Annotated in this window: 19 protein-coding genes; 9 read left to right on the top strand and 10 right to left on the bottom strand. The window is 72.9% G+C overall.

Annotated features, from left to right (window positions below; genetic code table 11):
- Positions 1-101 precede the first annotated feature (101 nt).
- Complete coding sequence (locus tag ACZ6S0_RS28880; RefSeq protein WP_465922446.1) at positions 102-1,136, top strand: fatty acid desaturase family protein; 1,035 nt, start codon at positions 102-104, stop codon at positions 1,134-1,136.
- Here ACZ6S0_RS28880 and ACZ6S0_RS28875 read toward each other — a convergent pair.
- Positions 1,126-1,437, bottom strand: a complete 312-nt coding sequence (locus ACZ6S0_RS28875) for a hypothetical protein (RefSeq protein ID WP_465922445.1) — start codon at positions 1,435-1,437, stop codon at positions 1,126-1,128. The genes ACZ6S0_RS28880 and ACZ6S0_RS28875 overlap by 11 nt on opposite strands.
- Before the next feature lie 165 nt (positions 1,438-1,602).
- On the opposite strand from ACZ6S0_RS28875, the gene ACZ6S0_RS28870 reads away from it, so the two are divergent.
- Entirely contained in the window at positions 1,603-2,601 is a 999-nt protein-coding gene (locus ACZ6S0_RS28870; RefSeq protein WP_465922444.1) for a hypothetical protein, read from the top strand.
- 22 nt (positions 2,602-2,623) lie between these two features.
- Here the strand turns inward: ACZ6S0_RS28870 and ACZ6S0_RS28865 are convergent, their stop codons facing one another.
- Positions 2,624-3,610 (bottom strand): aldo/keto reductase, encoded by a 987-nt coding sequence (locus tag ACZ6S0_RS28865; RefSeq protein ID WP_465922443.1) that lies wholly within the window; start codon positions 3,608-3,610, stop codon positions 2,624-2,626.
- A 198-nt stretch (positions 3,611-3,808) separates the two neighbouring features.
- Between ACZ6S0_RS28865 and ACZ6S0_RS28860 the strand changes: the two genes are divergently transcribed.
- The gene (locus tag ACZ6S0_RS28860; protein WP_465922442.1) at positions 3,809-4,666 is read left to right on the top strand and encodes a helix-turn-helix domain-containing protein; all 858 of its coding nucleotides are present in this window, start codon (positions 3,809-3,811) and stop codon (positions 4,664-4,666) included.
- Positions 4,667-4,694: 28 nt separating this feature from the next.
- On the opposite strand, the gene ACZ6S0_RS28855 is transcribed toward ACZ6S0_RS28860, so the two are convergent.
- The 4 genes from ACZ6S0_RS28855 to ACZ6S0_RS28840 all read right to left on the bottom strand — a co-directional run bounded on the left by ACZ6S0_RS28855 (position 4,695) and on the right by ACZ6S0_RS28840 (position 8,960).
- Entirely contained in the window at positions 4,695-6,560 is a 1,866-nt protein-coding gene (locus tag ACZ6S0_RS28855; protein ID WP_465922441.1) for a hypothetical protein, read from the bottom strand.
- A 99-nt stretch (positions 6,561-6,659) separates the two neighbouring features.
- Complete coding sequence (locus ACZ6S0_RS28850) at positions 6,660-7,277, bottom strand: pentapeptide repeat-containing protein (protein ID WP_465922440.1); 618 nt, start codon at positions 7,275-7,277, stop codon at positions 6,660-6,662.
- A 31-nt stretch (positions 7,278-7,308) separates the two neighbouring features.
- A complete protein-coding gene (locus tag ACZ6S0_RS28845; protein ID WP_465922439.1) occupies positions 7,309-8,469 on the bottom strand; it encodes a cation:proton antiporter in 1,161 nt (386 codons plus the stop codon).
- An 8-nt stretch (positions 8,470-8,477) separates the two neighbouring features.
- Positions 8,478-8,960 (bottom strand): cation:proton antiporter regulatory subunit, encoded by a 483-nt coding sequence (locus tag ACZ6S0_RS28840; protein WP_465922438.1) that lies wholly within the window; start codon positions 8,958-8,960, stop codon positions 8,478-8,480.
- Positions 8,961-9,367: 407 nt separating this feature from the next.
- On the opposite strand from ACZ6S0_RS28840, the gene ACZ6S0_RS28835 reads away from it, so the two are divergent.
- Complete coding sequence (locus tag ACZ6S0_RS28835; RefSeq protein WP_465922437.1) at positions 9,368-9,733, top strand: ATP-binding protein; 366 nt, start codon at positions 9,368-9,370, stop codon at positions 9,731-9,733.
- A 33-nt stretch (positions 9,734-9,766) separates the two neighbouring features.
- Here the strand turns inward: ACZ6S0_RS28835 and ACZ6S0_RS28830 are convergent, their stop codons facing one another.
- Positions 9,767-10,960, bottom strand: a complete 1,194-nt coding sequence (locus ACZ6S0_RS28830; protein WP_465922436.1) for an acetate/propionate family kinase — start codon at positions 10,958-10,960, stop codon at positions 9,767-9,769.
- On the bottom strand, positions 10,936-13,239 hold the full coding sequence (locus ACZ6S0_RS28825; protein ID WP_465922435.1) for a phosphoketolase family protein: 2,304 nt from the start codon (positions 13,237-13,239) through the stop codon (positions 10,936-10,938). The genes ACZ6S0_RS28830 and ACZ6S0_RS28825 overlap by 25 nt, the downstream gene beginning before the upstream one ends.
- Positions 13,240-13,301: 62 nt before the next feature.
- Between ACZ6S0_RS28825 and ACZ6S0_RS28820 the strand changes: the two genes are divergently transcribed.
- The 5 genes from ACZ6S0_RS28820 to ACZ6S0_RS28800 all read left to right on the top strand — a co-directional run bounded on the left by ACZ6S0_RS28820 (position 13,302) and on the right by ACZ6S0_RS28800 (position 19,687).
- Positions 13,302-15,008, top strand: a complete 1,707-nt coding sequence (locus ACZ6S0_RS28820) for an IlvD/Edd family dehydratase (RefSeq protein ID WP_465922434.1) — start codon at positions 13,302-13,304, stop codon at positions 15,006-15,008.
- Positions 15,009-15,133: 125 nt separating this feature from the next.
- Positions 15,134-16,765 carry a glucose-6-phosphate isomerase gene (gene pgi / locus ACZ6S0_RS28815; protein ID WP_465922433.1) on the top strand — a complete coding sequence of 544 codons (1,632 nt, stop codon included), beginning with the start codon at positions 15,134-15,136 and terminating at the stop codon, positions 16,763-16,765.
- A gap of 1 nt (position 16,766) precedes the next feature.
- Complete coding sequence (gene zwf / locus ACZ6S0_RS28810; RefSeq protein WP_465922432.1) at positions 16,767-18,146, top strand: glucose-6-phosphate dehydrogenase; 1,380 nt, start codon at positions 16,767-16,769, stop codon at positions 18,144-18,146.
- A gap of 363 nt (positions 18,147-18,509) precedes the next feature.
- Positions 18,510-19,064: a cupin domain-containing protein gene (locus tag ACZ6S0_RS28805; protein ID WP_465922431.1), complete on the top strand. Its 555-nt coding sequence runs from the start codon at positions 18,510-18,512 to the stop codon at positions 19,062-19,064.
- The gene (locus tag ACZ6S0_RS28800) at positions 19,061-19,687 is read left to right on the top strand and encodes a LysE family translocator (protein ID WP_465922430.1); all 627 of its coding nucleotides are present in this window, start codon (positions 19,061-19,063) and stop codon (positions 19,685-19,687) included. The genes ACZ6S0_RS28805 and ACZ6S0_RS28800 overlap by 4 nt, the downstream gene beginning before the upstream one ends.
- 8 nt (positions 19,688-19,695) lie before the next feature.
- Here the strand turns inward: ACZ6S0_RS28800 and ACZ6S0_RS28795 are convergent, their stop codons facing one another.
- Both ACZ6S0_RS28795 and ACZ6S0_RS28790 read right to left on the bottom strand, forming a co-directional pair.
- A complete protein-coding gene (locus ACZ6S0_RS28795) occupies positions 19,696-20,418 on the bottom strand; it encodes a VIT1/CCC1 transporter family protein (protein WP_465922429.1) in 723 nt (240 codons plus the stop codon).
- Between the two features lie 308 nt (positions 20,419-20,726).
- Positions 20,727-21,374 (bottom strand): hypothetical protein, encoded by a 648-nt coding sequence (locus ACZ6S0_RS28790; RefSeq protein WP_465922428.1) that lies wholly within the window; start codon positions 21,372-21,374, stop codon positions 20,727-20,729.
- Between the last annotated feature and the right edge of the window lie 56 nt (positions 21,375-21,430).

The raw sequence follows: 21,430 nt of genomic DNA, 5'->3' as shown, positions 1-21,430 counted from the left end.
TGTGCACTACCACGATGACGGGTGACAGCGGGGGTCCGCCCGGGCACCGGCTCTCGGGATGCTGAGGAGCGATCAACCACTCCTCGGCATCGGAGACGAATGTGACGGTGACAGAGACCCCCGGCCCCTCGGCGCGGAGGGGGAGCGACTTCGCGGCGCTGTCGCGGCGCATCGCCCAGGCGGGGCTGCTCGACCGGCGGCCCGGCTACTACGCGGCCAGGATCGGCCTGGTGGCCGCGCTGTTCGCGGGCACCTGGGCGGTGTTCGCCGCGGTGGGCGACTCCTGGTGGCAGATACCGGTCGCGGTGCTGCTCGCGGTGGCCTTCGCGCAGGTCACGCTGCTGGCCCACGACCTGGCGCACGGGCAGATCTCCCGTTCGCGGCGGGCCGCCAGGATCGCCGGGCTGCTCGTCGGCAACCTGGCCGTGGGGCTCAGCTACGGCTGGTGGATGGACAAGCACACCCGTCACCACGCCAACCCCAACCACGAGGACCACGACCCCGACGTCTCACCCGACGTCCTCATCTGGTCGCGCCGCCAGGCCGAGGCCAGCCGGGGGCTGCCCCGGGTCATCGGGCGCTGGCAGGCGTTCCTGTTCTTCCCCCTGCTGACGCTCGAAGGCGTGAACCTGAAGGTGTCGAGCTTCCGCGCGCTGCGGCGGCCCTCGCTCAAGAACCGGTGGGTCGAGGGGCTGCTGCTGGGGACGCACGTGCTGGCGTACGCGGGGGCGGTGTTCCTGGTGCTGCCGCTGCCCAAGGCGCTGCTCTTCCTGGTCGTGCACCAGGCGTGCTACGGCGTCTACCTCGGGTGCACCTTCGCGCCCAACCACAAGGGCATGCCCGTGCTCACCGCGGCCGACGAACTCGACTTCCTCCGCAAGCAGGTGCTGACCTCCCGCAACGTCAGCGGCGGGCGCCTGGTCACCGTCGCGCTCGGCGGCCTGAACTACCAGATCGAGCACCACCTGTTCCCGAGCATGCCCACCGCGAACCTGCGCAGGGCACGGCCCATCGTGCGCGAGTACTGCGCCTCGCTCGGCGTCGAGTACGCCGAATGCGGGCTGCTGGAGTCGTGGGGGCTGGCGCTGCGCCACCTGCACGAGGTGGGCCGTCCCCTGCGCGGTGTCAGGACATGACGATCAGCTCCTGGCCGTTGAGGTCCTCCTTGACCTGGTGACCGGCGGCGGCCAGCACGGTACGTAACGCGAGCTGGACCGCGGCCCTGATGGTGGAGCGCTCGACGAGATGCTCGGCCGGGCTGCCCCAGGTGACGACCACCCCGCGTGCGGGGTCGTGCCAGACTTCGAGCCCGCCGTCGGTGGACAGCGGCGACGGCTCGACCATGAAACCCGCGTCCGCCAGCTCCCGGCGGACCGCGCGTTCCAGGTCCTGGCCGGTGCTCGGGGCGATGTCCATCCGGATCCGCTGCCCGCGCACACGCGTTTCGAACCTCGGGGACGCGGCGAAGTGTGTGTAAGGATGGCGGCATGTCCGCGGACGCGTCCGGGACGCCGCGCCTGTCGAGGGCCGTCGTGGCATTCCCCGCCGCGACCCCCGCGCCCGGCGGCCGAGGGGGAGTGTCGCCCGATCGGGAGGAAGTGGATGCTGATCGAGCAGGCCAGGAGGGTGGCCAGGCAGTGGGTGCTGGAGGAGGGCGCCGCGCTGCCCGGGTTCGTCGGCGCCTTCCTGACCGGGTCGGCGCTGTGGGCCGGTGCGGGGGACGAACTGGCTCCGACGTCCGACGTGGACGTCATGCTGGTCACGGATCCGGTCGACCGTATCGGGCATATAGGGAAATTTCGGTATAAAGGGGTGTTGCTGGAGGTCTCCTCCATGGCGGAGCCCGGCTCGACCCACGGCGTCCTGAGCGACTACCACCTGGCCGGCAGCTTCCACCTGCCGTGCGTGCTGGCCGACCCGTCGGGGCGGCTGACCGAGCTGCAGCGCGTGGTGGCCCGCGACTTCGCCGAACGCCCCTGGATCCTGGCCCGCTGCACCGACGCCATGGACCGCGTACGGGGGTGGATCAACGGCATGGACGAGTCCGCGCCGCTGCCCGACCAGGTCACCGCGTGGCTGTTCGGCACGGGGGTCACCGCCCACGTGCTGCTGGTGGCCGGGCTGCGCAACCCCACCGTCCGCCGCCGGTACGCGGCCGTGCGCGAGCTGCTCGCCGAGCACGGGCGGCTGGAGTTCTACGAGGGCCTGCTCGACCTGCTCGGCTGCGCCGAGCTGAGCCCCGCCCGGGTGGCGGGGCACCTGGCCGCGCTGGAGAAGGTGTTCGACGCCACCGCCTCCGTACGCGTGCCCTCCTACCGCTTCGACTCCGACATCAGCCCCGCGGCCCGCCCGGCCGCCATCGACGGCTCACGGGAGCTGATCGACCGTGGGCTGCACAGGGAGGCGGTCTTCTGGCTGGTGGCCACGTACGCCCGGTGCCTGGCCAAACGGGCGGCGGCCGGCCAGGGCGGCTACGAGGAGGGGCTGCGCGAGCTGCTGGCCGACCTCGGGGCCGCGACGTTCGCCGACCGGCGGCGGCGCGGAGACCGCGTCCTGGCGGCGCTGCCCGGCCTGTGGCAGACCGCCACGGCCCTCTGCTGACCTGCACCCTTCCCCGGCGGCCTCAGCGGCCGTCCAGGAGCGGGAGGTCGTCGCCGTAGATGTCCGGGCTGCGGTCCACCTGGCCGATGAACTCGCCGGGGAAGCCCAGCTCGAACTCCACCGCCGACTCCAGCCGACTCACCGCCTCGCCGGGCAGCCGCACCTCCGACGCGCCCAGGACGTCCTTGAGCTGCTCGGGGGTGCTCGTACCGAGGATCGGGTGCACGCCGCGGTGCACCGCCCACGCGAGGGCCACCTGCGCGGCCGTCACGCCCAGCTCCCCGGCCACCTCCAGCACCGCCCGCACCCCGGCCCGGTCCCGCTCGCTGATCGACTCGGGGCGTACGCGGGACGCCGCGGCCCCGGGCGCGGCGTACCGTCCGGACAGCACGCCCTGCGCGAGCACTCCCCACGCCGCCACGCTCATCCCGTACGCCCGCGCCATCGGCAGCAGCTCCCGCTCCACGTCGCGCCACAGCAGGCTGTAGGGCACCTGCAACCCCGCGAACGGCGTCCACCCGCGCCACTCGGCCAGCGTGCAGGCCCGGCTGACCACCCACGCCGGCGCGTCGGAGATGCCCACGTAGAGCACCTTCCCCGAGCGGACCACGTCGTCCAGCGCCCGCATCGTCTCCTCGATCGGGGTGTGCCGGTCCCAGACGTGCACCCACAGCAGGTCGACGTAGTCGGTACGCAGCCGCCGCAGGCTCTGCTCCAGCGACAGGACGAGGTTTTTGCGATGGTTGCCGGCCGCGTTCAGGTCGGTGCGGTCACGGGTGCCGGTGTACTTCGTGGCCAGGACGAAACGGTCGCGGCGGCCCTGGAGCAGCTCGCCGACGACGCTCTCGCTCTCGCCGTACATGGAGGCGGTGTCGACGACGTTGCCCCCGGCGTCCGCGTACGTGTCGAAGATGCGCCGCACCTGCGGCGACGCCTCTTGGTAGGTCATCGCGCCGAGGAACAGCTCGGAGACCCTCAGCCCGGTACGGCCCAGCAGGCGATAGCGCATCGGCCCCCCTCACGCCCGGCCGGGGCGGGAGTGCCCGGCCTCGCGCCCGCCTTGGCGGATGCCGCCCTTGGTGATCACCGATCTCGTGTTCGTCATGGGCACCAACCTGCCGTGCCGCGGCCCGCGAAGGAAGGCCGCGCTCAGACTGGCCGTGGCGGGGCCACGATAAGCGGAGCGCGGCCTCGTACACTCTTGGGGGTGAGCGACAACGACCTCGGAGCCTTCCTGCGCGCCCGTCGCGAGGCGCTCAAGCCCGAAGACCTCGGCCTGCCCGGCAGCGGCCGTCGGCGCACCCCGGGGCTGCGCAGGTCGGAGCTGGCCACCGTGGCCGGGGTGAGCGTCGAATACCTGACCCGGCTGGAGCAGGGGCGCGACCGCAACCCGTCCGTCCAGGTGCTCGTCTCGCTGGCCGACGCCCTGCGCCTGGACCCGGATGAGCGCCTGCACCTGCGGCACCTGGCCAAGCTGACCAGCGGCAGCATCGCCCTGTGCCCGAACGGCGGGCTGGCGCCCGCCCGCACCGTGCGGCCCACCGTGCGGATGCTGCTCGACCGGCTGGAGCCCACGCCCGCCGCGGCGGTCAACCGGCTGGGGGAGGTGCTGGCGCACACGATGGGGTTCGAAGCGCTCGCCGGGCCCATCGGGCTGCTGGACGGTGAGGCGCCCAGCCTGATCCGCTACGTCTTCGCCGACGCGCGGGCCAGGATGGCGTTCCCCGACTGGGACAAGGTGGCCGACGAGCAGGCCGCCGCGCTCAACTACGAGGCCGGGGCCGACGACCCGTACGCGGCCGAGCTGATAGAGGAGCTGTCGTTCGCCGTCGGGGCGGCGTTCACCTCGCGCCTGGCGGGGCCGCCCGTGCCGCCGCGCCTGGAGCCCGTGCAGCGCCTGGCGCATCCGCAGGCCGGAGAGCTGCGGCTGGCCAGGGAGGCGCTCGACCTGCCGGCGGGCGACCAGCGGATCATGGTCTATCTGCCCGCCGACACCGCCACGGCGGGGGCGCTCGACCGGCTGACCGGCTGCCGCCCCGGCGCCCTGCGCGCGGTCTCCGCCTGACGAGGCGGTTCTCGGCGGGAGGGTCCGGTCAGGCGCGGCGGAGGGTGCGGGTCAGGCCGGCGGCGATCGTCGTGGCCAGCACCCAGCCAGCCGCGATCAGCCCGTACGCCAGCCACTGCGTCCCCCCGCCCGGGTTGAACGCCTTCTCCTGCCCGAAGTCGATGATCGGCAGCAGCAGGTCGAGGGTGTAGACCAGCGGGCTGAACTCCGGCGCCTCACCCCGCTTGAGTGGCGGCGGTTCGTCCAGCCCGAACACCACCGTGCCCACGGCCAGCAGCGCCAGCAGCCAGCCGGCCGCGCGGAGCGGGCGGAAGCCGTACCCGACGGTGACGTCCTGGAGGCGGCCCCATGACCGGGCGTTCCAGGGGAGGGTGGCCCGCCGCTGCCGCTGGCCGGCCAGGAGCGTGTCACGGGCGTCGGCGTCATCGCCCTGCCGCCGGTACATCTCGGCGAGCTGCTCGTAGGCGTTCGGCAGGTAGCCGTCGGGGTCGCGGCGCAGCCAGCCGAGGCGTTCCGCGGCCGGCAGCCTGGGCTCCAGCACCTCGTACGACAGGCCGTCCATGCGCAGTTCGCCCGGCCACACCGCGGGGTCGTCGCGCAGCACCCCGATGCGCGCGTGCCGCAGCTCGACCGTGCCCAGGATCGGCCGGGCGGTCCGCATCGCCAGCTCCCGCGTCTCCACCCGGCGGCACACGAGCGCCTCGCCGCCGGGCGACTCCAGCGTGGCGTCGTCGACGCACAGACGGCTGCCGACGTGCGCGTTCGTGAGCCCGACGCGGCCCCGCGCCGAGAATCCGTCGCACAGGTTGAGCACTTTGCCGACCGTGATGCCGGTGGCCGTCAGCACCGCGCGGCCCGGGTTGACCAGTGTCGCGCCCTCGAAGAACACGCCCCCCGAGACGGACGCGTCCACGAGGCTGATCTCGCCCTCCGCCGACAGCCCCTCGCGGCCCCGCAGCGCGCCGTCCACGACCACGCCGTCACCCGCCAGCGCCAGGCCGTCCGGGTTGCGCAGGCGCGCGCCGTCGAGGCTCAGCGTGCGGCCGATGGCGGCGGCCTCCAGCCAGACGACGCCCTCGGTCTCGGCGCGCGCCATGAACAGGCCGCTCTCGGCGTTCAGCCCGCCGCCGTGCACGGCCAGGCCGCCGGGGTTGCGCAGGCGCGAGCCGCGCAGCGTGAGCGGCCCGCCGACCCGGGCGAAACGCAGCTTGACCTCGCCGTCCACCTCCATGTCCCGGGCGAACAGGCCCACCTGGACGACCAGGTTCGAGCCGCCGAACGCCAGCCCGCCGGGGGCCCGCAGCCGGGCGCCGTCGAGGTTCAGGGCCGCGCCGACCCGGGCCGCGGTGAGGATCAGCTCGCCGTCGCACGCGAACCCGTCGTGGGCCCGCAGGTCGCCGCCCACGTCGAGGCGCTCGGCGTTGACGGCCGCGCCGCCCGGGTGGTCGAGGCGGGCGCCGTTCATGGTGAGGGTGCCGTTGATCCGGGCTCCGGACAGGCGCAGCTCGCCGGTGACGTGGCAGCCGGTCAGCCGCAGGTTGCCCTCGACCTGGAGGTTGGCGGCGACCAGGCCGGGCAGCGCGGAGCCGTCGAAGCTGAGGAAGCGGGTGCGGGCCTGGTAGAGGTCGGGGGCCTCGTCGAAGGCGCAGCGCCGGAACGTGACCGGGAAGTCGATCTCCCCGAACGCCAGGTGCAGCAGCCCCGTGATCCGCGCCCCGGTCAGGCGCAGGGCCGGTTTGTCGGCGGGGTCGGCGTACTCGCCGAGCAACAGCCCGGCCAGCACCTCCGCGCGTACGGATCGGCCGGGCCCGGCGGCGCTCAGGTCGACTTCCTGCCCGCGGGGGACGGCGGCGGCGACGGCCTGCTCGGCCGGGGTGAGTTCGGCGTTTCGCACACCGACATCCTCGCGTGGATCGGCGGCGGGCCAGGCACCCGTTCGCCGGGCGTGCGCGTCAGCCCCGCACGTCAGCCCGCACGTCGAACCCGCACGTCGTCAGCCCCGCACGTCGAACCCGAGCGCGCCCGCCACGACGGTCGCCTGGAAGGGGTCGATGACCGCGCCCGTGAGCGTGGCCTCGTGCGGGTCGAACGTGCTCAGATCGCTGCCCCGCAGATCGCACCTCGACAGGTCGGCCCCGCGCAGCCACGCCCCCGACAGGTCGGCCCGCCGCAGCTCGGCGCGCTCCAGCCGGGCCCCGCTCAGGTCGGCCTCGCGCAGCCGCACCCCGACGAAGGAGCTGCCGCGCAGGTCGGCGCCGGGCAGCCCGACGTAGGACCAGTCGCCGCCCGCCACCTTCAGCAGCCCGAACGTGCACCCGTCGAACCCGCTGCCCGTCAGCTTGCAGCCCCTGAACGTGGCGTCGAAGAACGAGCAGTGCGAGAACGCGCAGTTGAGGAACTGCGCGTCGTCGTGCTCCGACACGTTGAAGCGCACGTTCCTGAACTGGCACTCCTCGAACGACGAGCCGCGGTCGATCAGCTCGGTCATGTCGACGTCCTGGAACAGCACGCGGTGATGGCGCTCACCGGAGATCTCCAGGCTGTCCCAGTCGGCGGACGTGATCGTCTTCTCCGGGGGCGGCATGGGGACGCCGTTCCTTCGCTCTGCCATGCGAACAAACTAGCGGATGCGACGGACGGCGCTAGGCCCGTTTGGCGATGGCGGTGATGAGCGGCTGCACGAGCTTGGCCGCCAAGGGGCCGAACGCCGCCAGGATGAGCACGTACGCGGCGGCCAGCGCGCCCAGGTCGGGGTGCACGCCCGCGCCCACCGCCAGCCCGGCGATGACGATGTTGAACTCGCCGCGCGGGATCAGCGCGATGCCCGCCCGCGCCTGGCCGGCCTTGGCGATGCCCGCGCGCCTGGCGGCGTATGCGCCGGTCAGGAGCTTGGTGATCATGCTGACCAGGGCCAGCAGCGCGGCCAGCCCCGCCACCGGCAGGATCTTAGCCGGATCGGTCTGGAGGCCGAAGAAGACGAAGAACACCGCCGCGAACAGGTCGCGCAGCGGCGCGAGCAACGACTGCGCGTCCTCGGCCAGCTCGCCCGACAGGGCGATGCCCACCAGGAACGCGCCGACGGCCGCCGAGACCTGGAGCTGCTGGGCCAGCCCGGCCACCAGCAGGGCCAGGCCGACGACCTTGAGCAGCAGCACCTCGGAGTTGGGGCTGGAGACGAACGCCTCGATGAAGCGTCCGAACCGCAGCGCGACGACGAGCACCACGCTCACGGTCAGCAGCGCGATGCCCACCGCCATCGCCCCGCTGAGCAGGCTCAGCCCGGCCAGCATGGTGGTCAGGACCGGCAGGTAGATCGCCATCGTGAGGTCCTCGAACACCAGCAGCGAGAGCACGGTGGGCGTCTCCCGGTTACCGATCCACCCGAGGTCCGACAGCACCTTGGCGGTGATGCCGGAGGAGGTGGCGTAGGTGACGCCCGCCATGGCCACGGCCGCGACAGGACCCCAGCCCAGCAGCAACGCGCAGATCGCGCCGGGGGCGGCGTTGAGCACCAGGTCGACGAGGCCCGCGCGGGCGTTGCTGGTGAGGCTGGTGACCAGCTCGTCGGCGTTGTACTCGAGGCCGAGCGTGAGCAGCAGCAGGACCACGCCCAGCTCCGCGCCGACCGCGATGAACTCCTCGCTCGTGGCCAGCGGCAGCACACCGCCGGTCCCGAACGCCAGCCCGGCGATCAGGTAGAGCGGGATGGGGGAGATCCCGACGCGCAGCGCGAGCGCGCCGAGGATCCCGAGACCCAGGAGGACAGCGCCGAACTCCAGAAAGATGACCGCAGTATGGTGCACCCGCGGCCCTATCCGCTCGCCAGGATGCCGGCGACCTCGGACGTGCTGTCCTCGCTGCCGACGACCACCACGACGTCCCCGACGGAGAAGACGAAGCCCGGCCCGGGGCTGGCGAACACCTGTCCGGCCCGGACGATGGCGACGATGGAGGCGCTCGTACGGGTCCGCACGCGGGCGTCGCCCATGGGGCGGTTCGCGTAGGGGGAGTCGGCCGGGATGGGGAGCTGCACGCTGACCAGACCCTCGACCTGCTGGTGAAGCTGGTTGAGCCGCGCCACGATCCGGGGGGCGCCCAGCAGCTCTGCCAGGGCGTCGGCCTCCTCGTCGTTGAGCTTGACCATGTGGCAGACGGCGTCGGGGTCTTCCTTGTCGTAGATGACGAGATCCCGGCGTCCGGTGCGGTGGGAGATGACGCCTACCCGCTGGCCTTTGCGGGTGGTGAAGTCATGCCGCAGTCCGATCCCCGGTAGTGCTGTTTGTTCGACCTCCACCTAATCCCACCTGTCCAGAGCCGCATATTTCCGGACAACCCTACCAATTCCATACTCCAAAGGCTTCCGTCCCATTTACCGGCTCTTGGGGTGTAGGTGGTGTGCGTCCCGGACAGGTGGTCGCGGGGGGTGACTGCGGGAGGACGGGCGGGCGTGGGAGACTGCTGTCAGGCGTGGACCACGGCCCCGCACCCCCGGGGTCCCGGCCCGCGCCCCGCGTACGCCCGGCGGCAGCCCGTACGCACCAGAGCAGGCGACGCCGAAGGACCGACCATGCCCACCGCCCCCTCGATCACGACCACCGAGGCCGCCGGGCTGCCGGTGAGGTCCTCCCTACCGGGCGGGCCGGCGGCGTGGTGAGCGAGGAGGCCGAGACGTACCAGGTGGACCTCCGTTTGCCGGAGGAGATGGCCAGCATCACGGAGGCCCGCCGCCTGGCCCGCGAGGCCCTGCGCGCGTGCGGTTTCCAGGGGCGTCACGACGACGTCCTGCTCGTGGTGTCGGAGCTGGTGACCAACGCGCTCGTGCACGGCGACGGCCCGCCCACGCTGCGGGTGCGGGGCAGCGCCTCGCACGTGCGGGTCGAGGTGGGCGACGCGGGCGACGGGCTGCCCGAGGCGCGCGAGCCGGGTCCGGCGAGCGGCTGGGGGCTGCACGTCGTGGGGCTGCTGTGCACCGGCTGGGGCAGCTCACCGGGTGCGGACGGCAAGGTGGTGTGGTGCGAGCTGGCGGCCCGCCTCGCCCCGGTGCGGACCGGCCCCGCACAGACCTGACGGTCCCTTCCAGCGTGACGGGGTCGTGGCGTGTCACGTTCCGTCGGCGTCGTCGCCGATCAGCGCGAGCGCCTGCCGGGCGATCTCCCACTCCTCGTCCGTGGGGACGACGAGCACCGCCACCTCGGCCCCCTCCGGCGACACCGCCCGCTCCCGTACGGAGTCCGCGAGGTTGCGCCCCGGATCCACCACGACGCCCAGCCGCTCCAGCCCGGCCAGGGACTCGGCGCGGGTGGCGGCGTCGTGCTCGCCCACCCCGCCGGTGAACACGATCGCGTCCACCCGCCCCAGCAGCGCGTAGTACGCGCCGACGTACTTGCGGACGCGCCGCGTGTAGACCGCCAGGGCCAGCCGCGCCCCGGCGTCGTCGCGGGCGCGCACCTCGCGCATGTCGCCGGTGCCCGCGAGCGCCAGCAGCCCGCCCTCACGGCCGAGCGCGTCCTCCACCCGCTCCGCGTCCAGCCCCGCCACGCGGGCCAGGTAACCCGGCAGCGCGGGGTCCACGTCTCCGGAACGGGTGCCCATGACCAGCCCCTCCAGCGGCGTCAGGCCCATGGAGGTGTCGGCGCTGCGCCCGCCGGAGATCGCGGTGGCGCTGGCCCCGTTGCCCAGGTGCAGCACGATCAGGTTGAGGTCGGCCAGGTCGCGGCCGAGCAGGACGGCGGCGCGGCGCGAGACGTACGCGCAGGAGGTGCCGTGGAAGCCGAAGCGCCGCACGCCCAGCCGCTCGCGCCAGTCGCGGGGCACCGCGTACGTGTACGCCTCCTCGGGCATCGCGAGCTGGAACGCCGTGTCGAACACCGCGACCTGCGGCACCGACGGGAACGCCGCCCGCGCGACCCGGATCCCGGCGAGGCCGACCGGGTTGTGCAGCGGCGCGAGCGGGGCCAGCGCCTCGATGGCGGCGATCACCTCGTCGTCGACCAGCACGGCCGTGGCGAAGCGGGTGCCGCCGTGCACGACCCGGTGCCCGACCGCGACGGGGTCCAGCTCGGGCCCGGCCGCCGCGAACGCGTCCATCATCGCCGCCAGCCCCTCGCCGTGGCCGGGGAAGGGCCGCGTCCGCACGTACGCGGGGGCGTCGCCGGCGTGGTGCGTGAGCCGTCCGCGCCGCTCGCCGATGCGCTCGACCAGGCCCCTGGCCGGGCGCTCGCCGGTCCGCACGTCCACCAGCTCGTACTTGATGGACGAGGAGCCGGTGTTCAGGACGAGGATGTGCCCGGCCACGTCCACGACCTGATCTCCGCCGGGTCCTCGCCGTGCTCGCGCGTGTAGGCGCGTGCCCGCAGCCGCCGGTCGCTCATGCGCTGGCGCAGGTGGGCCTGCGTGGCGCCGAGGCCGGGCACCCGGTCGATCACGTCGAGCACCAGGTGGTAGCGGTCGATGTCGTTGAGCATGCACATGTCGAACGGCGTCGTCGTGGTGCCCTCCTCCTTGTAGCCGCGTACGTGCAGGTTCGCGTGGCCGTGGCGGCGGTAGGCGAGGTGGTGGATGAGCGAGGGGTAGCCGTGGAAGTTGAAGATGACCGGTTTGTCGGTGGTGAACAGGCCGTCGAACTCGGCGTCCGGCATGCCGTGCGGGTGTTCCGACGGCGGTTGCAGCCGCATGAGGTCGACCACGTTGACCACGCGTACCCGCAGCTCGGGCAGGTGCTCGCGCAGGAGCGCGGCGGCGGCCAGCGTCTCCAGGGTGGGCACGTCACCGGCGCAGGCCAGCACCACGTCCGGCTCGCCGCCCTGGTCGGTGGAGGCCCACGGCAGGATGCCCAGGCCGCGCGTGTTGTGCGCGATGGCCTCGTCCATGGTGAACAGGTCGAGCACCGGCTGCTTGCCCGCGACGATCACGTTGACGTAGTCGCGCGAGCGCAGGCAGTGGTCGGCCACCGACAGCAGCGTGTTGGCGTCCGGCGGCAGGTAGACGCGCACCACCGACGCCTTCTTGTTGACCACCACGTCGAGGAAGCCGGGGTCCTGGTGGCTGAAGCCGTTGTGGTCCTGCCGCCACACGTGTGACGACAGCAGGTAGGTCAGCGACGCGACCGGCCGCCGCCACGGGATCCGCTGCGACGCCTCCAGCCACTTGGCGTGCTGGTTGAACATCGCGTCCACGATGTGGATGAACGCCTCGTAGCAGTTGAACAGCCCGTGCCGCCCGGTCAGCAGGTAGCCCTCCAGCCAGCCCTGGCACAGGTGCTCGCTCAGCACCTCCATGACCCGGCCGCCGGGACCGAGGTTCTCGTCGGTGGGCAGCCTCTCGGCCTCCCAGGCCCGGTCGGTGACCTCGAACACGTCCGTCAGCCGGTTGGACGCCGTCTCGTCCGGCCCCATCAGCCGGAACGTGCGCGGGTTCGCGGCGATCACGTCGCGCAGGAACCCGCCCAGCACCCGCGTCGGCTCGCTCGACTGCTCCGCCGGAGACTTGACCTCGACCGCCAGCCTGCGGAAGTCCGGCAGCCGCAGCGGCTCCAGCAGCTCGCCGCCGTTGGCGTGCGGGTTGGCGCTCATCCTGCGCGGGCCGCGCGGCACGGTGTCCAGGATCTGCCGTACCGGCCGCCCGTCGGGGCCGAACAGCTCCTCCGGCCGGTACGAGCGCATCCACTCCTCCAGCATGCCCAGGTGGGCTGGGTTCTCGCGGACGCCGGCCAGCGGCACCTGGTGCGCGCGCCACGTGCCCTCCACCGGCTTGCCGTCCACCTCGCGGGGGCCCGTCCAGCCCTTCGGCGTGCGCAGCACGATCATCGGGAGGCGGTCGGCGTCGCCCGCCTTGTACGCGGCCATCTCCTCGAACGCCGTGTCCAGCGCGTCCGCCATCTCCCCATGGTCGGCGCCGACCAGGAGGGGGCGGTGGCCGTAGCCCTCCATCAGCTTGACCAGCTCCGCCTCGGGGATCCTGGCCAGCACGGTCGGACCGGCGATCTTGTAGCCGTTCAGGTGCAGGATGGGCAGGACGATCCCGTCGCGGCGGCGGTTCAGGAACTTGTTGGAGTGCCAGCTCGCGGCCAGCGGGCCCGTCTCGGCCTCCCCGTCGCCCACGACGCAGGCCACGACCAGGTCAGGGTTGTCGAAGGCGGCGCCGTACGCGTGCGCGAGCGCGTACCCCAGCTCGCCGCCCTCGTGGATCGAGCCGGGCGTCTCGGGGGCCACGTGGCTGGGGATCCCGCCGGGGAAGGAGAACTGGCGGAACAGCCGCCGCATGCCCTCCGCGTCCTGCGACACGTCCGGGTACCGCTCGGAGTACGTCCCCTCCAGCCACGCGTGCGCCACCGCCGCGGGTCCGCCGTGGCCGGGGCCCACGACGTAGATCATGTCCTGGTCCCGCTCGCGGATCACCCGGTTGAGGTGCGCGAAGCAGAAGTTCAGGCCGGGGGTCGTGCCCCAGTGCCCGAGCAGGCGCGGCTTGATGTGCTCCGGCCGCAGCGGCTCGGTGAGCAGGGGGTTGTCCAGCAGGTAGATCTGCCCGACGGACAGGTAGTTCGCCGCCCGCCAGTACGCGTCGATGTGGTCCATGCCCCTGCTGCTTCCTCCACAGACCGTGCCGAATCCCCCGCGCCGCCGATAAGGTGCCGGGCATGGAGCTGAGGAGTTCGCGCTGGTACTCGGGAAACGACCGCAACTCCTACATCCACCGGGCCTGGATGCGGCGCGGGCTGCCGCGCGAGGCGTTCGAGGGCGGTCGGCCGCACATCGCGATCGCCAACACCGCCTCCGACCTGACCCCCTGCAACTCCCATCTCGACGAGGTGGCCCGGAGCGTCGCGAACGGCGTGTGGGCGGCCGGTGGCGTGCCGCTCAACCTGCCCGTCGTCTCCCTCGGCGAGACCAACGTGCGCCCGACCGCGATGCTGTGGCGCAACCTGGCCGCCATGGCGGCCGAGGAGCTGCTGCGCGCCAACCCCGTCGACGGCGCGGTGCTGCTCGGCGGCTGCGACAAGACCATCCCTTCGCTGCTGATGGCCGCCGCCTCCGTCGACCTGCCCGCCCTCGTCGTGCCCGGCGGGCCGATGCTGACCGGGCACTTCAGGGGAGCGCCGCTCGGCTGCGGCACCGACGTGTGGCGCCTCAGCGAGGAGGTACGCGCGGGCACGCTCTCCCGCGAGGCGTTCCTGGAGTCGGAGTCGTCCATGATCCGCAGCCGCGGCCACTGCAACACGATGGGCACCGCGTCCACCATGGCGTGCGTGGCCGAGGCGCTCGGCATGACCCTGCCCGGCACCGCAGGCACCCCCGCCCCCGACAGCCGCCTGCTCGAACGCGCCCACGAGAGCGGCCGCCTGGCCGTCGAGCTGGTCAGCCGGGGCCGCCGCCCCAGCCACGTGATGACCAGGGGCTCGTTCCTCAACGCCATCGTCACCCTGGCCGCCGTCGGCGGCTCGACCAACGCCGTCGTGCACCTGCTGGCCATCGCCGGGCGGCTCGGCGTGGAGCTGACCCTCGACGACTTCGACCGCACGGGCTCCGGCGTGCCGTTGCTGGTCGACCTGCAACCGGCCGGCCGCCACCTCATGGACGACCTCCACCGGGCGGGCGGCCTGGCCGCCGTGCTCAAGGAGGTCGAAGACCTGCTCGACCCCACCGCGATCGCCGTCACCGGCCGGCCGCTGGTCGAGCACCTGGCCGGGGCCGAGATCCACGACGGCGACGTGATCCGGCGCCGCTCCGACCCGCTGCTGCCCGACGCCGGCATCGCCGTGCTGCGCGGCAACCTCGCCCCAGGCGGCGCGGTGATCAAGCCCGCCGCCGCCTCACCCGAGCTGCTGCGCCACCGCGGCCGGGCCGTCGTCTTCGACAGCGTCGAGGACGTCCACGCCCGCCTCGACTCACCCGACCTCGACGTGGACGAGACGTCGGTACTGGTGCTGCGCGGCTGCGGCCCCAAGGGCTACCCGGGCATGCCGGAGGTCGGCAACCTGCCGCTGCCCGCCAAGCTGCTGGAGAAGGGGGTGCGCGACATGGTCCGCGTCAGCGACGCCCGCATGAGCGGCACCGCGTACGGGACGGTCGTCCTGCACACCGTCCCGGAGGCGGCGGCCGGCGGGCCCCTGGCCAGGGTGCGCACCGGCGACCCGATCGTGCTCGACGTGGCCGCCCGCCGCCTCGACGTGGACGTCCCGGACGCCGAGCTGGCCGCCAGGCCGCCGGTCACGACCGGGCACGCCCGCCCCGCGCGCGGCTGGGAGCGCCTCTACGTCGAGCACGTCACCCAGGCCGACCGCGGCGCCGACCTCGACTTCCTCATCGGCTCCGGCGGCGACCACGTGGGCCGTGAGTCCCACTGACCGTCCAAAGACACTGAACGTCCAAAGACTCCGCTCCGCCATGCGCGGAATCAATCTCGTGGGGTACACGGTTACGGGACGATGGGACCAGGCATGATCGGCTTGGCGACGCGAGGAGGAGACGCGTGAACGGCGACATCACCCAGAGCCAGGAGTGGGCGGCCCTGGGCAAGCACCACGAAGAGCTGGCAGGCAGGCACCTGCGTGAGCTGTTCGCGCAGGACCCGGGGCGGGCCGGGCGCATGACGGTCACCGCGGGCGACCTCTACCTCGACTACTCCAAGCACCGCGCCACGCAGGAGACCGTCGACCTGCTGCTGGCCCTGGCCGAGCGGGCCAGGCTGCGCGAGCGGATCGAGGCCATGTTCTCCGGCCGGCACATCAACGTCAGCGAGGACCGCGCGGTCCTGCACGTCGCGCTGCGCCTGCCGCGCGCGGCCGAGCTGGTCGTCGACGGCCAGGACGTCGTGGCCGACGTGCACGCCGTGCTCGACCGGATGAGCGCCTTCGCCGACCAGGTGCGGTCGAAGGAGTGGCGGGGCGCCACCGGCAGGCCGATCGAGACCGTCGTCAACATCGGCATCGGCGGCTCCGACCTCGGCCCCGCCATGGCCTACGAGGCGCTGCGCGACTACGCCGACGCCGGCATCACCGCCCGGTTCGTCTCCAACATCGACCCGGCCGACATCACCGGCAACCTCGCCGGCCTCGACCCCGAGACCACGCTGTTCGTGGTCAGCTCCAAGACCTTCACCACGCTCGAGACCCTCACCAACGCCAGGGTCGCGCGCCGCTGGCTGGTCGAGGCGCTCGGCGAGGAGGCCGTCTCCCGGCACTTCGTGGCCGTCTCCACCAACGCGCCCAAGGTCGAGGAGTTCGGCATCGACCCCGGCAACATGTTCGGCTTCTGGGACTGGGTGGGCGGCCGCTACTCCTACGACGGCGCCATCGGCCTGTCGCTGATGATCGCCATCGGGCCCGAGCGCTTCCGCGAGATGCTCGACGGCTTCCACACCGTCGACGAGCACTTCCGCACCGCGCCGTTCGAGGCCAACATGCCGGTGCTGATGGCCCTGCTCGGCATCTGGTACACCGACTTCTTCGGCGCGGAGACCCGCGCCGTGCTGCCCTACAGCCAGCGGCTGCACCGCTTCCCCGCCTACCTGCAGCAGCTCACGATGGAGTCCAACGGCAAGTCGGTGCGCGCCGACGGCGCCCCCGTCACGACCGGCACCGGCGAGATCTTCTGGGGCGAGCCGGGCACCAACGGCCAGCACGCCTTCTACCAGCTCCTGCACCAGGGCACCCGGCTGGTGCCGGCCGACTTCATCGGCTTCGCCGAGCCCCACGAAGACCGCGAGGGCATGCACGACCAGCTCACCGCCAACCTGCTGGCCCAGACCTCGGCGCTGGCGTTCGGCAAGACCGCCGACGAGATCGCCGCCGAGGGCACCGCGCCGGAGATCGTGCCGCACAAGGTGATGCCGGGCAACCGCCCCACCTCCACGATCCTCGCGCCCAAGCTCACCCCCCGCACGCTGGGCCAGCTCGTCGCCCTCTACGAGCACGTCGTCTTCGTCGAGGGCACGGTCTGGGGCATCGACTCCTTCGACCAGTGGGGCGTCGAGCTGGGCAAGAAGATGGCGCTCGACCTCGCGCCCGCGCTCACGTCCGACGAGCCGCCCGCCGGGTTCCCCGATCCGTCCACCGGGCAGCTCATCCGCCGATACCGCGAGCTGCGCGGAAGGCGCGTCTGAGATGGCGGCCGTGACCGAGCGGGCGGGCGCGCTGGTCCTGTTCGGGATCACCGGTGACCTCGCGCGCAAGATGCTGCTGCCCGCCCTCTACCACCTGACCGCCGACAGCAGGCTCGACCTGCCGATCATCGGCGTGGCCAAGACCGACCTCGACCTCGACGGGCTGCGCGAGCACGCCCGCGAGGCGTGCGGCGGCGTGCGCGACGCGGCGTTCGAGAAGCTGGCGGGAAACCTGCGGCTGGTGTCCGGCGACTACCGCGACCCCGACGTCTTCACCCGGCTGCGCGACGAGGTCGAGGGCCTGGGCTTCCTCGTCCACTACCTGGCGGTGCCGCCGTCGCTGTTCTGCCCGGTGGCCGACGGGCTGGCCGGGGCGGGCCTGCACCGGGACGCGCGGCTGGTGGTGGAGAAGCCCTTCGGGCACGACCTGTCCTCGGCCCGCAGCCTCAATGCCGAGCTGCTCAGGCACTTCGACGAGGACCACCTGCGCCGGGTCGACCACTTCCTGGGCAAGGAGCCGGTCGAAGACCTCATGGTGTTCCGCTTCGCCAACACGCTGCTGGAGCCGATCTGGAACCGCGCCCACGTGCGCAGCGTGCAGATCACCATGGCCGAAGACTTCGACATCCGCGACCGGGGCTCCTTCTACGACGCCAACGGCACCGTCCGCGACGTGGTCCAGAACCACCTGCTGCAGCTCCTGGCGCTCCTCGCGATGGACCCGCCGCCGTCCACCGACGCGCGGGCTCAGCTCGACGAGAAGTGGCGGGTGCTGCGCGCGGTCAATGCCCTCGACCCGGCCGACGTCGTACGCGGCCAGTACGACGGCTACCTCGGCACCGACGGCGTGCGTCCGGACTCCACGACCGAGACCTACATCGCCCTGCGCGCCTATATCGACAACTGGCGCTGGGCCGGGGTGCCGTGGTGCATCCGCTCCGGCAAGGCGCTGCCCACCACCGACCTGGAGGTCGTCGCCGAGCTGCGCGAGCCGCCGGTGGCGATGTTCGGCAACCGCGGCGCTCCCGACGGCCCCAACCTCATCCGGTTCCGGCTCCAGCCGGACGCGGGGGTGACCTTCGATCTGCTGGCCAAGGAGCCGGGCAAGCAGCACACCCGTCCGGTGCCGGTCAGCGTCGACTTCACCAAGGTCCTCGGGCCGATGGAGGCCGCCTACGAGCGGGTGCTGGCCGACGCCGTCAGCGGTGATCCGCGCAGGTTCGCCAGGTTCGACCTGGTGGAGGAGTCGTGGCGGATCGTGCAGCCGGTGCTCGACCTGCCGGAGCGGCCGCTGCCGTACGCCAAGGGCTCCTGGGGGCCCGCGGCGGCGGCGGAGATCCCGCCGGGCGGCTGGCACGAGATCTCCACCACCTTCGACTGACCACCCACCGGCGTCCGTCCCCCGGCCAGGGGGCGGTCTCCGGGTGCCTCGCCCCGCCTCGCCCCGCCTCGCCCCGCCTCGCCCCGCCTCGCCCCGCCTCGCCCCGCCTCGCGGGCTCGTTCGCCGAGGGTCTTTCCCGTCGGCAGGACCCGCGCAGGGGTGCGGTGAGGCGGGGAGGTCAGCATCGCGTTTCCGATTTTTCCCGCCAAAGGTAACTTTGCCCAAGTTTGTTGGGTAGGGGGAGCGGACCCCGGCCTGCTCCTCGGCGGGCGCGGAGGTCCCGGAGGTGACGATGGAGATCATGGAGCTGGTGGCACGACCGAACCCGCGGTCGCGGAGCGGCGCTGTGAGCGCTGACGAACCGTGACGGCTGACGTGCTGATCATCGACCTGCTCGACGACGCGGAGCTGCCTGGGGAGACCTTCCTGGTCCCCGGGACGAACCTTCCTGTGCGGGTGGCCCGCCTCGACGGCACCGCGTCGCTCATGCGCTTCCCGCCCGGCTGGGCACAGTCCGAGCACGGCCACTACCTGGCGGGGGAGGAGTTCGTGGTGCTGGAGGGAGAGCTGCACGTCTCCGGCATCACGTACCTGCCGGGGCAGCACGGGTGGCTGCCCGCGGGCACGTTGCGCCACTCCGCCGCCGCCCCGCCCGGCGCGCTGGTCTACACGGCCTTCTGCGGCCCGGCCACCTGGATCCGCAGCGAACGCGACGAACCCGACGGCCCCGCCGAGCGCACACCGCTCGAGACCGTGGTCATCCCGCAGGGCGGCCTACCGCTCACCCCGCACTCGGTCCTGCTCGACACGCCGATCCCGCTCGACCGCACGGCCGAGATGATCACCGTGCCCACCTGGACCTGGGAACGCTCCACCTTGATCCCGGAGGGACGGGTGCTCGTAAGGTGGGAGTCATGACGTTAACGGGGCACGTCGCGGCGTTCGGTGGTGTGGTGCTGCTCGGGGCCATGTCGCCCGGGCCCGACTTCGCGGTGGTGGTACGCCGCTCGGCCGTCTCGGGTCGCGGGCACGGCATGGCGGCCGCGGTAGGCATCGCGGTGGGGGTGTTCGCCTGGGTGGTGGCCGCCGCCACCGGCATCGCGGCGCTCCTGGAGGCTTCGGCCGTGGCGTTCACGGTGGTGAAGGCGGTGGGCGCGGCGTACCTGGTCTATCTGGGCGTCAGGTCCCTGCGCTCGGCCTGGCGCGGGGACGGCGGGCCGAGGCTGGACGAGCCCGGCCGGGAGGGGCGCGGCTCGTGGGCGGCCTTCGCGGAAGGGTTGCTGACGAACGTCCTCAACCCCAAGGCGGCGCTGTTCTTCGTGGCCCTGGTGCCCCAGTTCCTCGGGGCCGGGGTGTCCGCGCTGACGCTGTCGGCGGTGGCGCTGGCCGCGACGATCGCCTGGTTCCTGGTGGTGGCGAACGTCGTGGGCGCGCTGCGGAAGGTGTTCGCCCGCCGGTCCGTACGCAGGGCCGTGGACGGTGTGACCGGCGTCGCCCTCATCGGGCTCGGCGTGAAGCTGGCCGCCGCCGGCCGTCCCTGACAGGCCGGTCAGGACACCGCGACGCCCAGCAGGTGCCCCAGGCCGAACGTGACGGTCGCGGCGCCCACGCCCAGGGCGAGCTGGCGCAACCCGCCCCGCCACCACGGCCGCGCCGTCATCACCGCCACGGCCGCCCCGAACCCGAACAGCGCCACCACGCTCAGCACCAGCGCCACCACCAGGCCCGAGGCCCCGAACAGGAACGGCGCCAGCGGCACCAGCGCCCCGGCCGCGAACGCGCAGAACGACGACCCGGCCGCCACGTACGGAGAGGGCAGGTCGTCGGGGTCGACGCCCAGTTCCTCGCGTACGTGCACGCGCAGCGCCCGCTCGGGATCGGCCGACAGCCTCTCGGCGACCCGCTCGGCCAGTTCGGCGTCGAGCCCGCGCGAGCGGTAGAGCGCCGCCAGCTCGGCCCGTTCCCCCTGGGGGTTGCGGGCCAGCTCGCGCCGCTCGACGGCGATCTCGGCCCGCATCAGCTCGGTCTGCGACTTCACGGACGTGTACTCGCCCGCCGCCATGGAGCACGCTCCGGCGATCAGCCCCGCGCACCCGGCCAGCACCGCGCCCTGCCCGGCCCCGGCCGCGCCGACCACTCCGGCGATCAACGCGAAGTTGGACACGAGCCCATCCATCGCCCCGAACACCGCCGGCCGCAGCCAGCCACCGGTCACGTCGCGGTGACCGTGGTGCTGCTCGGGGGAGTAGGGGTGGGCGAGCTCGACGGTCATGAGTTTTCCTCCGGCTTATGGGCTCCTTTTCGTAAATGTGGCATATGGGCAAAAGATCCGCAACGCAGGAAAGCCTTGCCTGACCAGCGCAAACGCCCTGTCGGCGTGGGTGTCCGGCGGTCCCTGCACGGGCCGCACGCGTGGGCAGCTCCAGCCGACCGCGCCGCGCGTACGTGCGGGCAGCTTCAGCCGATCGAGCCGCCGCCCCGCGTACGTGCGGGCAGCTTCAACCGACCGCGCCGCCGCCACGTGTGCGTGCGGGCAGCCTCGGTCGACCGCGCCGCCAGGCGGGCGGTGGTGGGCGTCGGTCAGGCGTGGACCGGCGTGGTGGTGGCCGGAGCGGTGACGGGGTGGTGGCCGTGGATGAGCACGGTGCACTCCTCGATCGTCTCCTCCAGCAGCGTACGCAGCAGCGTGTCGGGGTCGGGGATGCACGCCTGCACGATCCCCACCACCGACAACTGCACCGCGTTCGGCGCCGCGTACCGGCGGAAGCCCTTGTCCGTGATGCGGGCCGCCCGGCTGAAGCGCCTGGCCTGGTCGGCCGCCTGCGGGACCTCCGCCATGGCCCGCAGGCTGCGCTCGCTCATCCGTCCCGACGGCGCCCCGTCGAGCCGGGCGAGCATCTCCTCGGCCGCCAGCACCGAGACTGCCAGCGCGAGCTGGCGCTCGGCCGCGGCCACCGGCAGCGCGGTGGTCGCGCAGCGTAGCGCGATGTGCGCGTCGACGCGCAGGTCGTCGCCGGCCAGCCCGATGATGGACGGGACGAGGTGGACGAGCTTGGCCCGGCTCTCGTCACCGGAGTTGTCGTTCACCAGGCGGGCGAGTGCGGCCAGCAACGGGTGCGTGCAGGCCGGATGGTCGCTCCAGCGCTCTCCGGCCAGGTAGGAGGCCAGCTCCATGAAACAGGCCCCACGCTTCGGGTTGCGATGCCTGCCGCGGGAAAGTACCGGCATGTGATCAAGGTGATTGTCCACGGGGTGCTCCACTGCTCCACGCGATCGCCGTCTAT

It is taken from the genome of Nonomuraea sp. NPDC051298 (assembly GCF_055586305.1).
Note: the sequence above shows the minus strand (reverse complement) of the source record. Positions and strands in the feature narration are given on the sequence as shown.

Excerpts from the sequence above, each read along its gene's own strand:
- zwf (WP_465922432.1), top strand. The coding sequence starts at position 16,767 with ATGGCGGCCGTGACCGAGCGGGCGGGCGCGCTGGTCCTGTTCGGGATC.
- ACZ6S0_RS28800 (WP_465922430.1), top strand. The coding sequence starts at position 19,061 with ATGACGTTAACGGGGCACGTCGCGGCGTTCGGTGGTGTGGTGCTGCTC.
- ACZ6S0_RS28790 (WP_465922428.1), bottom strand. The coding sequence starts at position 21,374 with ATGCCGGTACTTTCCCGCGGCAGGCATCGCAACCCGAAGCGTGGGGCC.
- ACZ6S0_RS28865 (WP_465922443.1), bottom strand. The coding sequence starts at position 3,610 with ATGCGCTATCGCCTGCTGGGCCGTACCGGGCTGAGGGTCTCCGAGCTG.
- ACZ6S0_RS28850 (WP_465922440.1), bottom strand. The coding sequence starts at position 7,277 with ATGGCAGAGCGAAGGAACGGCGTCCCCATGCCGCCCCCGGAGAAGACG.
- ACZ6S0_RS28820 (WP_465922434.1), top strand. The coding sequence starts at position 13,302 with ATGGAGCTGAGGAGTTCGCGCTGGTACTCGGGAAACGACCGCAACTCC.
- ACZ6S0_RS28870 (WP_465922444.1), top strand. The coding sequence starts at position 1,603 with ATGCTGATCGAGCAGGCCAGGAGGGTGGCCAGGCAGTGGGTGCTGGAG.
- ACZ6S0_RS28825 (WP_465922435.1), bottom strand. The coding sequence starts at position 13,239 with ATGGACCACATCGACGCGTACTGGCGGGCGGCGAACTACCTGTCCGTC.
- ACZ6S0_RS28795 (WP_465922429.1), bottom strand. The coding sequence starts at position 20,418 with ATGACCGTCGAGCTCGCCCACCCCTACTCCCCCGAGCAGCACCACGGT.
- ACZ6S0_RS28835 (WP_465922437.1), top strand. The coding sequence starts at position 9,368 with ATGGCCAGCATCACGGAGGCCCGCCGCCTGGCCCGCGAGGCCCTGCGC.